General features: G+C 68.1%; 12 protein-coding genes. 9 read left to right on the plus strand and 3 right to left on the minus strand.

All coding sequences use genetic code 11. The features are described 5' to 3' along the window. The 3 genes from VFP86_14650 to VFP86_14660 form a co-directional block, all read right to left on the minus strand. On the minus strand, positions 1-875 hold an 875-nt coding region (locus VFP86_14650), incomplete at its 3' end, for a response regulator (protein HET9000874.1). Further along, positions 875-1342, minus strand: a complete 468-nt coding sequence (locus VFP86_14655; GenBank protein ID HET9000875.1) for a response regulator — start codon at positions 1340-1342, stop codon at positions 875-877. The genes VFP86_14655 and VFP86_14650, both read right to left, overlap by 1 nt. Continuing rightward, the gene (locus tag VFP86_14660) at positions 1335-3845 is read right to left on the minus strand and encodes an ATP-binding protein (protein HET9000876.1); all 2511 of its coding nucleotides are present in this window, start codon (positions 3843-3845) and stop codon (positions 1335-1337) included. Before VFP86_14660 ends, VFP86_14655 begins: the two co-directional genes overlap by 8 nt. A gap of 267 nt (positions 3846-4112) precedes the next feature. Between VFP86_14660 and VFP86_14665 the strand changes: the two genes are divergently transcribed. From VFP86_14665 to hutU, 9 genes are all read left to right on the plus strand, one after another. Next, positions 4113-5039: a diguanylate cyclase gene (locus VFP86_14665; protein ID HET9000877.1), complete on the plus strand. Its 927-nt coding sequence runs from the start codon at positions 4113-4115 to the stop codon at positions 5037-5039. A 49-nt stretch (positions 5040-5088) separates the two neighbouring features. After that, positions 5089-6039, plus strand: a complete 951-nt coding sequence (locus tag VFP86_14670; protein ID HET9000878.1) for an LD-carboxypeptidase — start codon at positions 5089-5091, stop codon at positions 6037-6039. 112 nt (positions 6040-6151) lie between these two features. Continuing rightward, on the plus strand, positions 6152-7288 hold the full coding sequence (gene hisC / locus VFP86_14675) for a histidinol-phosphate transaminase (GenBank protein HET9000879.1): 1137 nt from the start codon (positions 6152-6154) through the stop codon (positions 7286-7288). A 54-nt stretch (positions 7289-7342) separates the two neighbouring features. Continuing rightward, positions 7343-7828, plus strand: a complete 486-nt coding sequence (locus VFP86_14680; GenBank protein ID HET9000880.1) for a DinB family protein — start codon at positions 7343-7345, stop codon at positions 7826-7828. A 143-nt stretch (positions 7829-7971) separates the two neighbouring features. Then, complete coding sequence (locus tag VFP86_14685; GenBank protein HET9000881.1) at positions 7972-8160, plus strand: hypothetical protein; 189 nt, start codon at positions 7972-7974, stop codon at positions 8158-8160. Beyond that, positions 8157-9701: an ABC transporter substrate-binding protein gene (locus tag VFP86_14690; GenBank protein ID HET9000882.1), complete on the plus strand. Its 1545-nt coding sequence runs from the start codon at positions 8157-8159 to the stop codon at positions 9699-9701. The genes VFP86_14685 and VFP86_14690 overlap by 4 nt, the downstream gene beginning before the upstream one ends. A gap of 13 nt (positions 9702-9714) precedes the next feature. Continuing rightward, positions 9715-10662, plus strand: a complete 948-nt coding sequence (locus VFP86_14695; protein HET9000883.1) for an ABC transporter permease — start codon at positions 9715-9717, stop codon at positions 10660-10662. Continuing rightward, on the plus strand, positions 10662-11531 hold the full coding sequence (locus VFP86_14700; protein HET9000884.1) for an ABC transporter permease: 870 nt from the start codon (positions 10662-10664) through the stop codon (positions 11529-11531). Before VFP86_14695 ends, VFP86_14700 begins: the two co-directional genes overlap by 1 nt. A 32-nt stretch (positions 11532-11563) precedes the next feature. Then, the coding region (gene hutU, locus VFP86_14705; protein ID HET9000885.1) for a urocanate hydratase at positions 11564-12707 on the plus strand (1144 nt) is incomplete at its 3' end.

A 12707-nucleotide genomic window follows, 5' to 3' on the forward strand; every position in this document is an offset into this window, starting at 1 on the left:
ACCGGATCGCGTCCGATGACCAGCACCACGTGGTCACAGTGGGGGATGATGGCCGCGTTCGCGCGGGACGGGTAGGCCGGCAGATCCGCGATCACGTAGTCGGCCGTCGTGGCCAGCCCCTTGAGGATCGCCTCGGCCTGCGCGGGCTCGAGCTCTTGAAACTCCTCGACCCGCTGCGGCCCGAAGAGGATCTGCAGCCCGTCCGGATCCTTGTAGAGGAGCGGGCTCAACGTCTCGGCGGTGATGCGCTCCGGGGGCAGCGTCCGGAGGCTGGCCAAGGTCCCCGTGGGGGTGTGGTTCACCAGGAAGGACAGGGTGCTCCAGCACGGGCTCAGCTCGGCGACGAGCGCGCGGTTGCCCTGCTTTACGATCGCCGCCGCCACGTTGAGGGCCGCCGTCGTCGTCCCCACGCCGCCCTTCGCGCCGATGAACCCCACGACCCGTCCGGGGATCGTTCGGAAACCCTGGCCGGTCCGGCCATTCCGTGCCCGGTCGCGTTCGAACGTGTAGCGGAGCACCCGCACGAGCGAGTGGCCCCGCACATTTCCTTTGACCAGGTAATCCTGGGCGCCCTCTCGTACCGCCTGCATCGCCAGCGCGTCGTCCTCGACGACGGTGAGGATCACGACCGGAACGTCGGGGGCGTGAGTGCGGACCTGACGGAACGTGTCGAGTCCGCGGCTGTCCGGCAGCGTGAGGTCCAGCAGGACGACATCGATCCCTCCCCGCGCGAGGCGCGTGAGCCCTGCCGAGAGCCTGTCGGCGCGGACGAGATCGAATTGGACGCCTTGCGCGTCGGCCAGGAACTCCTGAATGAGCCGGCCGTCGCCGGGATTGTCCTCGATCAGCAGAATTCTGATCTTCTTGTCGCCCATCATCCGCCTCGCACGTATCGACTGCGAGCCGGCATGCTGATGGTTCGCAACCAGAACGTATCGATCGCCTGGAGGATCGCGATGAACTCCTCCAACCCTCCCGGTTTCTTGACGCAGCAGTTCGCGTGCAAATCGTAACACAGCGCGACATCGCGTTCCGCGTCCGACGAGGAGAACACGACGACGGGAATTCGCCTCAGCGTGGGATCTTCCTTGACCTCCCGCAGAACCTCGTGTCCGCTCTTCCGGGGAACGTTGAGGTCGAGTAAAATGAGGTCCGGCCGCGGCGCCTCCGCGTGCCCGTCCGCCCGGCGGAGATAGGCCAGCGCCTCCACCCCATCGCCGACGACATCGAGCCGGTGCCCCATCCGCCCCTCCCGGAAGGCTTCCCGCACCAGACGCACGTCTCCCACGTTGTCCTCGACCAGGAGCACGGTCAACTGCCGCTGCACAGGCAGGCTAGACATGGCCGGTGGGCGCTGGGTCTGGAATGGTGAACCGAAACGTCGCCCCCTGCCCCGGCTGGGACTCCACCCAGATACGCCCCCCATGGTGCTCGACGATCTTCTTGCAGATCGCGAGGCCGATGCCGGTTCCCGGATACTCGGTACGGGTGTGCAGGCGTTGGAAGATCACGAAGATGCGCTCCGCGTACTCCGGCGCAATCCCGATCCCATTGTCGTGGACGGAGAAGACCCACTCCCTTCCGCGACGCTCCGCCGACACGTGGACATGCGGCGGAACCGAGTTGCGAAACTTGATGGCGTTGGCGATCAAGTTCTGAAACAGCTGGCGAATCTGCGGCGCGTCGCCCATGACCGTCGGAAGGGGGTCGTGGGTTACAACCCCTCTGCTCTCATCGAGGGTCATCTTGAGATCCCCCAGGACGCCCTCCAGAGCGACCCGGCAGTCCGTCGGGGCAGGCTCCGCCTTGGTCATCCCCACGCGCGAGTACGCGAGGAGATCGTTGATCAACTGCTGCATCCGAGACGCTCCGTCGACCGCGTACGCGAGGAACTGATGGGCGTCGCCATCGAGCGTGCGCCCGTGCCGCTTCTGCAACAGCTGCAGGTAACTCTTGATCATCCGCAGCGGCTCCTGCAGGTCGTGCGAGGCGACGTACGCGAATTCTTCGAGTTCCGCGTTCGAACGGGCCAGTTCTCGGGCGTGATCTCGGAGGGCCTCCTCGGCGCGCTCCCGCTCCGCGGTGCGCGCCGCGAGTCGGGTCCGCATCTCCTCAAAGGCGGCGGAGAGATTGGCCACTTCCGCCACCCCGCTCTCGGGAAGCGACGCCGCGGGATCCCCTTCCCCGAGCCTCGTGGCCTCACGGGCCAGCGCCTCGAGGGGCCGCGTCAAGAGGCCCGCAGCGGTAACGCCGATGAGGATCGCCCCCCCCACGAGCACCAGATGGACGGCGAACGCCAGTTCACGCGCGGAGTTCGCGCCGGCCACCGCGGCGGCCAGCGAGCGATCCACGACCACCCCCCATCCCAACTCGGGGATCTGGGCGTATCCGGCGAGCCGCTCCTCTCCTCTCAGGGTGTAGCGGAGCCCGCCGCGCGCGCCGCCCGACGCGAGCACGGCGGTGACCGGCGCACGACCGGAGAAATCGGTCAGCGACGGCACGCCCGCCGGATCCCGATAGGCGATCACGCGTCCACGCTCGTCAACGAGATAGATGTCTCCGCTTGTGCTGAGGCTGGCGCGCGCGAGGGTGGAGGCGATGCGCTTCGGCTCGATGACCACCCCCACAGATCCTGCGAAGGCTCCCCGCGGATCGTGGATGGCCGTTCCAAACTGCATGACCGCCCGATGAATAGACGGTCCGATTACCACCGCATGCGACGGACCGTTTGCCCGCCGGACCCCTTCAAAGATCTGGGTGCCCGCCGCTGAAAGACGGGGCAGGTCGTCGCTCCGCGCGATGGTATTTCCGGATGCGTCGATGGTCACGAACGCCACGGCGTCCGGGTAACTTCTCGAAAAGATGCGCATGATCTCTCGCTGCCGATCGGGCGTCATCCGCGAGAGGCCCGGATACACCGCCAACATGGCCACCGCGGACTGGTGGATGGCGATGAAATCCTGGACATCTTGGGCCAGCGCGGTGGCCAGGATCTGCTGGGAGCGCATCTCTTGCTCGACCCGCGCCGGCACCTCCCAGTACGTCACCACGGACACCGCAACCAGCAGCGGGACAGCCATCGACGCGGCGAGCGCGAGCCCGAACCGGGCCCGGAGCGACGAGGGATCGAGCCGCTCGAGGAAGGGACCGATCCACGGGAGGAGCGCAAGCGCTGCCCCGAGGCCGCCGTAGTACAACACCCCGATCCAGGAGCGCGCGGGCCACGCGACGAGGATCAGAAACGCGAAGAGGGGAAACGCGGCGACCAGGTACCCGACGCGTCTGAGGAGGCTGGGGGTTCGCGGAAAGATCACCAGAACGACGAGGGCAACGCCGGTGACGAGAAACGCCCCGCCGCTCCACCCGAGATGGGGGCGGGCCACGTCGTACACGGGCGCGGCCAGCTGATTCGGGAACGCGAGGATGATGAGACCGTTGGCCACAGCCGCCGCTCCCATGACGAGGGCGAACACGTCACGACCCCGATCGGTCCCCCCCGGATCGGACCGGGGTACGCACAGCGGAGCGAGAGCCGTCCCGAGCCCCAGCAGCCCGAAGTTCGCCGCCGCGGGCCACACGCCGGTAGAGGCGGAGGCATGGGCCTGCACCAGCAGGAACGTCCCCGCCGTGGCATGGACGCCGGTGCTCAACCACCAGGGGAGCACGCGCGCAGACGCCGCAACGAGGCCGAATCCGGTCAGCAGGAATCCCGTGCCCATCCAGAACAGATACGCCTGCAGCGCCAGAAAGGCGGGGATCTCGAATTGGTTGGGGACCGAGATCATCATCGCCCCGAGGAGGGCGCAGTAGATCCCCACCACCCACTGCAGCGTGACGATTCGCATGAGCCTACGGCATCCTCCGTCGCCCCGGCATCGAGGAATAGACGTCTCCCGCCCTCACGGCGCCCCTCGCCCGCGCCCGTCCCGCACGCATGCGCAAGGCCCGTGCACGGCGCACGACTCCGCCACGCCGGGACCACGATGTTATCCCATTCTTCCAAGGATAGTGCCCTCTTCGTGACTGCAACAGACCTTGCGCCCGGCGGCGGGGACCGGCCCTCCGCTGGGCGCGGTCTAACGGCCTCGGGAGAGGGGCATTACCGAGAAGCGATGATGCATGAATGGTTCAAAGCCCTGCTGATTGACGACGACCCCGGGGACGCACGCCTCGTCCGGGAAATGCTTGCCGGGGGAGGGTTTGCCCGGTTCGATCTCCAGGTCACGAACCGGCTCGCCGACGGGATGCGACGGGTGTCAGACGGGGACATCGATGTCGTCCTCGTCGACCTCAGCCTGCCCGACAGCCAGGGGATCAACACGATTTCGATCCTCCACGCGCACGCCCCGGATATCCCCATCGTGGTTTTGACCGGGACCACAGACGAGGCCACCGGGGTCCAGGCCCTCAACGCCGGCGCCCAAGAGTATCTCCTGAAGGAACAGGCGAGCGGCGTGGTGCTCGTTCGGGCCCTGCGGTACGCGATCGAGCGGAAGCGGCTGGAGCTCGCGCTCAAGCGGATGACGGTCGTCGACGACCTCACCGGGTTGTACAATCGCCGGGGATTCTTCCAGCACGCCCCCCGGCGTCTCAAGTTCGCCCACCGCGAGCAGAAACGCGCGCTGCTCGCCATTATCGATATGGACGGCCTCAAGCAGATCAACGACACCCGCGGACACATGGAGGGCGACAACGCGATCATCAGCGTGGCGGCCGTCCTCAAGCAGACGTTTCGCGACGACGACATCATCGCCCGCATCGGGGGCGATGAATTCGCCGTCCTCGCGATCGTCAAAGGCCATACGGCAGAACAGGCCATCCTCAGCCGGCTGGACAAGAATCTCACCGCCGCCGGAACGCCGGCCGGATACGTCCTGTCGGTCAGCCTTGGGCTCGCCGCCCTCGAGACGGGGGACGCCGCCGACTTCGATGAGCTGCTCAAGCAGGCCGACCAGAGCCTCTACGATCACAAGCGGAGCAAAGGGCGCATCCCTACGGCGACGCCCGAGACGACGCTCCTGGAGCATCCCACGGCCTAGCGGGCGACGCCCGAAAGACTCCCACCGGCTCGCGGAGAACTTCACGTCCATGTCCCGCGTGCCTGCATTGCCACCGCGCTTGTTGCCAGGGCAGACGATCGGGCTGATCTCGCCGTCCGGACCAGCGTCACCTGCCGTGGTCGAGGCGGCGAGGGCCCGGCTCTCGCAAGAGGGGTTCCGCACCGTAGTGGGCCGCCACGCCCTCGACGTTCGCGGCTATCTGGCGGGCAATGACGCCGACCGGGCGGCCGACGTCCACGCCATGTTCGTCGATCCGGACATCCACGCGGTGCTCTGCGTCCGGGGAGGCTACGGGGCGATGCGGCTTCTGGACGCGTTGCAGTACGATCTCATCCGCCGCCATCCCAAGATCTTCATCGGTTACAGTGACGTGACCGCCCTTCACCTCGCCTTCTACCACCGCGCGGGATTTGTGACCTTTCATGGACCGATGACGACGGCGATCGCGAAGGACGATGGACACGATCTTCATCAGTTGCTCCGCGCCGTCACCCTCCCCCAACCGCTTGGCCCGCTCGTCAACCCACCAGGGGCCCCCGAGATCGAACCGCTCGTCCCGGGCGCCGCGGAGGGGACGTTGATCGGCGGCAACCTGGCGCTCCTCACGTCGCTGCTCGGCACGCCGTACCTCCCCCCCTTCTCCGGGGCCGTGCTCTTCATTGAAGACATCGTCGATCACCTCTACCGGCTCGACAGAAAACTCGTCCACCTTCGCCTGGCTGGCGTGCTCGAGCAGGTAGCCGGCATCGTGGTGGGCGAGTCGTCGGCGAGAGATCGGAAAGCGGGGGGCGACGCCCCGCCGCCAGAGCTCTCGATGCGGGAGATCCTCGAGGATCTGATCATCAGGCTCGGCAAACCGGCGATCTACGGCCTGGCCTGCGGCCACGGCGCATCCCACCTCACGCTCCCGATCGGCGTCCGGGCGCGCCTCGACGCCACCCACGGCGTTCTGTCCATTGAGGATCCCGCGGTCACGTGACCCCGCAGCCCCGCCGCGGGCGCGAGGACGGCGGCGGTCGGCGCCGCAACACGGGCGGGACCGGCCCCGCACCCCGTCGAATCGAGTGGAAGCCGGTCGATCGGCCGGCGTGGTGGCGAGTCGCCTCGCCGAGGAGTTGCCGTTGAAAAACCCGCCCTACCCCCGCCCGCGCAACGCGCTCGCCTCCCTCGAGCCGTACGTCCCCGGCCGATCGGCCGAGGACGTGATGGAGCGGTTTGGGCTCACCGAGGTCGCGAAGCTCGGGAGCAACGAGAACCCGTTGGGCCTCTCCCCTCGCGTGCGAGAGGCGCTGATCCGGTCGCTGGATCGAATTCACCACTATCCCGACGGCGAGTCCACAGGGCTGCGCCGGCGGCTGGCGGCGCGGCTCGAGCTGACCCCCGCGCATTTCTGCGTGGCGAACGGGGTCGACAACGTGCTGACCTGCCTCGGCCTGGCGTTTCTGGACGCCGGGGACCGCGTCGTGCTCGGCCACCCCACGTACACCGCGTACACCGGCCTCGCCAAGCTGCTCGGCGTCGTCCCGGTCGACGTCCCGCTTCGCGAGTGGCGGTTCGACGTGGAGGCGATGGCCGCGGCGTCTCGGGGAGCCAGAGCGGTCATCGTCTGCAACCCCAACAATCCGACGGGCACGATCCTCCACCACGACGAGGTCCAGATGTTGCTGGAACGGGTGTCCCCCGAGGTCCTCGTGGTGCTCGATGAAGCGTATGCGGAGTGGGTGGATGACCCGGCTTTCCCCGATGCGGTTGCGCTCCTCAGGAGGCATCCCAACGTCATCGTGCTCAGAACATTTTCCAAAATCTACGGGCTCGCCGGGCTGCGCGTCGGCTACGCGATCGCCGTGCCTGAGGTCGCGGGGTTCCTCAACCAGGTGCGCGAGCCGTTCCCGGTGAACCGCCTGGCGCAGACCGCGGCAGAGGCGGTCTTCGACGACGACGCGTACGTGGAAAAGTCGTTCGAGAACAACCGCGCCGGCAAAACCTTCTTGGCTAGAGAGATGAGCACGCTCGGCCTCCGGCATCTTCCGAGCCAGGCCAACTTCATCCTGGTCGACCTGGGACGCCCCGCCGGGGAAGTCGCGGAGCGGCTCCTCGCGTGGGGGGTGATCATCAGGCCCGGCGCGATGTGGGGGCTGCCGACGTGGGCGCGGATCACGATCGGGACGCCGCCGGAGAACACCCGACTGGTCGAGGCCCTGTCGGCCGTCCTTGGGACGCCGCGATAGCACACCACTCGGCCGCGCCCGCTGCACGGGGCGGCCACGGGAGGAAGATGTCCGATGACGAGCAGCCGTATCGACGACCTGATCCGCGCCTACGCCGAGGGTCCTCGCCTCCTCGAGACCGCGGTGGCGGGCCTTTCCCGGGACGAACTCCACTTCACCCCGGGGCCCGAGCACTGGAGCATCCATGAGAACGTCGTCCACGTCGCCGACACGGACGTCGTGGCCGCCTCTCGCATGCGCTATGTGATCGCCCAACCCGGGTCGGCCCTCGTCTCCTTCGATCAGACGACATGGGCTCGATCCATGGACTACCGCGCGCAGCCGCTGGAACACGCGCTGGCTCTCCTCCGCGCGATCCGGGCGTCGACGACCGAGGTGCTGAGGCGCGCGCCGCGGGAAGCCTGGGAGCAGATCGGCGTCAACACCGAAGCGGGACCCCAGTCGCTCGAGTGGCTGGTCGAGCACTTCGCCGCCCATGTGCCCTACCATCTGCGCACGATCGCGAAGCGGCGCGCGCAGTACGCCCAGGCGTCACGGTGAGAGGGCAAAGGGGTGGACGAGGTGCTGAAGCAGCTGTCGCAGATCGCCCCCACGACGCTGGGGCATTTTTTGGATGAGGGATTCTTGACGTCCTCGTCGTCCACCGCGGCGGGGACGAGCGGCACGCCGCGTTCGGCGGCCTGCTGGGGCTCGCGGCGAAGAATCGCGAGATCGCGGGCGCGGTGCTGGACGGCCCCGCCGCCGATCTCGCCGAGCTCACGGAACTCGGCCTGCCGGTGTTTGCGCGGGGGATCTCGGCGCTGACGACCCGCCGCTTGAACCTCGGCGGGACGGTCGGCGAGATCGACGCTGCGAGGAGGCAGACATCATGAGGGGGCTGGTCCTTGTCCTGGCCATCGTGCTGGTCGCGGCTGGGGTGTCGGCGGCGACGCCGGGGGCGGCGGATCTGCCCAAGCACGGCGGCACGTTGATCTACGGACTCTCCACCGAGCCCCCCGACCTCGACCCGCACGTGAACTCCGGTGCGAGTTCTGGCACCGTGAAGATGGCCGTCTACGACGGGCTCGTCAAGTACGGTCACGGCGGGACGATCGTCCCCGCGCTGGCGGAGCGCTGGGGTCTCGTCGGCCAGAATCAGTACGTGTTCCACCTGCGCAAGGGTGTGCGGTTCCACAACGGCGACCCGCTCACGGCAGAGGATGTGAAGTTCTCCTTCGATCGCATCCTCGATCCGAAAACCGGCGGCCAGCTGCGCGGCCCCTTCTCCGTGATCAAGACGGTCGAGGTGATAGACCCCGCCACCGTGAAGGTCGTGCTCACCCAGCCGTTCTCGCCGTTCCTGGCGTACCTCGCCATGCCCTACGCCGCGATCGCCGACAAAAAGGTCTCGCAGGGCGGGGCAAACTTGAGATCGACGATGATGGGGACCGGGCCGTTCAAGTTTGTCTCCTGGGAACCGGGGCAGCGGATCCGGCTCGTCCGGAACGAGGAGTACTGGGACAAAGGCCGGCCGTACCTGGACGGCGTCAACTTCGTGCCGTTTGCCGACGACCAAACCCGGCTCACCGCGCTGCGCGCGGGAGACATCATGCTGATGGACTTCGTGCCGCAGGAACAGATGAACAGCATCGGGCGCGACAAATCGCTCACGCTCTACGCGGATGTCGGGATCTTCATGTGCATCATCTTCAATCCGCAGCGCAAGCCGTACGACGACCCGCGGGTCCGTCAGGCGATCGCCTACGCCATCGACCGGGACGCCGTCGTCAAGACGATCTTCGACGGACGGGGCACGCCCATCACCGGCGACGTCGTCCCGAAGCAGTGGTGGGCGTACGACGGGGCGGTCGAGGGGAAGTACACGTTCAACGTCGAGAAAGCGAAAGGACTCCTGCGCGAGGCCGGGTATCCGAACGGTGTCCGGATCACGCTGCTCGCGCCGATCACCTACAGCCTGCACACGCGCACGGCGCAGGTGGTGCAGGCCTCACTCGCCAAGGCGGGAATCCAGGCGCAGCTCGACCTGCCGGAGTGGGCCGTCGTGCTGAAGCGGCATAATGAGGGGGATTACGGCAGCGAGGTGCGCGGGCTGACCGCGGCGATCAACGACCCCGACTTTCTGTCCGAGTTCTACCAGTCGGACCGCACGACCTACGCCAAGCAGGTGGGATTCAAGGACGCGCAGCTCGACGAGTGGCTGGCCCAGGCCCGGCTGCTGCAGAACCAGGCGCTGCGAAAGAAGCTCTACGCGCAGATCACCGGCCGGGCCCTAGAGCTCGCGCCCTGGGTCTACATCGCGTGGGGAGATCAGGGGGAGGCGGGACGGGCCTACGTCCGGGGATACGATCACTTCCCCGGCCCGCTCGGCCGCTACGCCGGGTATTCCCTGGCAGAGACCTGGCTCGCCCGCTGACGCCGCTCGCGGCATGGACACCTATGTAATCCGCCGCCTCGCGGCCGCGGCGGGGCTGACCGTGGCCGTGGTGACGGTGGTGTTCCTGCTCCTTCGCCTCGTTCCCGGGGACGTCGTGCTGGTGATGCTCGGAGAGAACGAGGCGCCACCGGACAAGGTGGCGGCGATGCGGCACGCCCTCGGACTCGACCGGCCGCTCGTCGTGCAGTATGCCTCGTGGTTGAGCGGGACCCTACGCGGGGACTTCGGACATTCGTTCCTCTCGGGGCGCCCGATCGGGACCGACCTGGCTGCGCGCGCGCCCCGCTCGCTGGAACTCACCGGCGCGGCCCTGCTCCTGGGGGTAACTGTCGGCGTCCCGCTCGGCGCCCTCGCCGCGCGGCGGCGCGGCAGCCTGCTCGACTTCGTGGCCGGGGGCGTGGCGATCGTGGGGGTCACCTTTCCCTCGTTTGTGGTGGGGTCGGTCGCGGTCCTCCTGTTCGGGCTCGTGCTGCACTGGTTTCCGGCGACCGGGTACGTGGATTTTCGCAGCGACCCGCTGGGGCACCTACGGCATCTCGTCCTGCCGGCGGCGACGCTCGCGCTGGAGATCGTCGCCATCACGATGCGTATGACGCGATCCAGCGTGCTGGAGACGCTCTCCCAGGATTTTGTCCGCACGGCCTGGGCCAAGGGACTGGGGACGGCCGCCGTGCTGGTGCGGCATATCCTGCGCAACTCACTCATACCCGTCGTCACGGTCATCGGGCTGCAGGCCGGCACCCTGCTCGGCCGCATCGTGCTCGTGGAGTATATTTTCAACTGGCCCGGACTGTCGACGCTGCTCCTCTCCGGGATCTACCAGCGGGACTACCCTGTCGTCCAAGCGGTCGTCCTCATCGTGGCCCTGGCGTTTGTGTGCATCAACCTGGTGGTCGACCTCACGTACGGGGCGATCGACCCGCGCATCCGGCTGGGCTGATGCGCGGCGGGGATCTGCGGGTCGCGGGAGCGGGGCTGGTGGTCCTGGTGCTCGCGCTCGCCGCCCTGGGCGCGCCTGTCCTCGCTCCTCACGACCCCCTGGAGATGGGCCCGGCGCTGCTGGCCGCGCCGTCATCCGCCCACGTCCTCGGGACGGACTCGTTCGGCCGCGACACGCTGTCGCGCCTCCTCTTTGGCGGACGTACGTCGCTCCTCATCGCCGGTCTCTCCGTGCTGGCCGCGGCAGGGATCGGGGCCCCGTTGGGGATCCTGAGCGCCACCTACCGGGGTAAGGTCGACTGGATCGTCATGCGCGCGATCGACCTCATTTTGGCCTTCCCGCCGCTCATTCTCGCGATCGCGGCTGTGACATTCCTCGGGACGGGGCTCGTGAAGCTCGCCGTGATCATCGGCGTGCTCTACCTCCCCACCTTTGCCCGCCTGGCGTACGGCAGCGCGCTCGCGGTCGTGCAGCAGGAATACCTCGACGCGGCTCGGGCGCTTGGCGGCTCGACGTGGCGGTTGATGCGGCGGCATGTCCTGCCCAATATCGCGAGCCCCCTCATCGTCCAGTGCTCGCTGTCTCTCGGATTCGCCATCCTCGTCGAATCCGGGCTGAGCTTTCTCGGGCTGGGAGTCCCGCCCCCCGCCGCGACGTGGGGGCGGATGGTGAGCGAGAGCCGGAACTACATGCAGCGGATGCCGCTGCTCCTCATCTGGCCCTCGCTGGCGATCGCGCTGGCCATCGGCGCCTTCAACATGCTCGGGGACGGCCTGCGCGATATCCTCGATCCCCGCGTGCAGCACAGCCGGCCCAGGCGGCGCGCTGCGGGGGTGGCGCGGTCCCCGGCGCGAATCCCCCAGGTATAGCGATCGGAGGAGGGCGGCGGCGCATGGATGGGATGGCGGGACCGGCGGTTCCTCGCGTGGTACGGGCTCCCCGAGGGACGACCCTCTCCTGCCGGGGGTGGCCGCAGGAAGCCGCGCTCCGGATGCTCATGAACAACCTCGATCCGGAGGTTGCCGAGCGCCCGGAGGACCTGATCGTGTACGGTGGAACCGGACGGGCGGCCCGCAACTGGGCGTGCTTCGACGCCCTGGTGCAGAGCCTGCGGGTCCTGGCCGGAGATGAAACGCTCCTCGTCCAGTCCGGGAAGCCGGTCGGCGTCTTCCGCTCGCACCCCGATGCGCCCCGCGTCCTGATCAGCAACGCCCTGCTGGTTCCGGCATGGTCGACATGGGACGAGTTCCGGCGCCTCGAGGCCCTCGGACTCACGATGTATGGGCAGATGACCGCGGGATCGTGGATCTATATCGGGACTCAGGGCATCATCCAGGGAACGTACGAGACGTTTGCGGCGGTGGCGCGCCGGCATTTCGGGGGCACGCTCCGGGGCCGCCTCGTTCTCACCGCAGGCCTGGGCGGAATGGGCGGCGCCCAACCGCTCGCCATCACGATGAACGAAGGAGTGGGTCTCATCGTCGAGGCGGACCCGGCCCGGATCGAGCGGCGGGCGCGGGCAGGATGGGTGGACGAGGCTACACAGAGCCTCGACGCGGCGCTGCATCTCGCCGAGCAGGCGGTGCGGGACGGCCGCCCGCGCTCGATCGCGCTCCTCGGCAACGCCGCCGACGTGTACCGGGAGGTCCTGCGGCGTGGGATCGCGGTCGACGTGGTCACCGATCAAACTGCCGCGCACGATCTGCTCGACGGCTATCTTCCCGAGGGTCTCTCGGCACAGGACGCCTCCACGCTGCGCCGGCGCGCGCCGCAGGAGTATGTGCGGAAGGCGGAGGCGTCCTTGGTCCGGCACGTCGAAGCGATGGTGAACCTGCAAAAGCGCGGCGCGGTCGTCTTCGACTACGGCAATAACATCCGCGCGCAGGCGCACCGCGCCGGGTTCTCCGATGCGTTCGCGTTTCCGGGCTTCGTGCCCGCCTACATCCGACCGCTGTTCTGCGAAGGACGGGGACCGTTCCGGTGGGTCGCGCTCTCGGGGGATCCGGAGGACATCCGGAAGACCGACGATGCGGTGATACGCCTCT

It is taken from the genome of bacterium (assembly GCA_035703895.1).
Taxonomy (GTDB): Bacteria; Sysuimicrobiota; Sysuimicrobiia; order Sysuimicrobiales; family Segetimicrobiaceae; genus Segetimicrobium.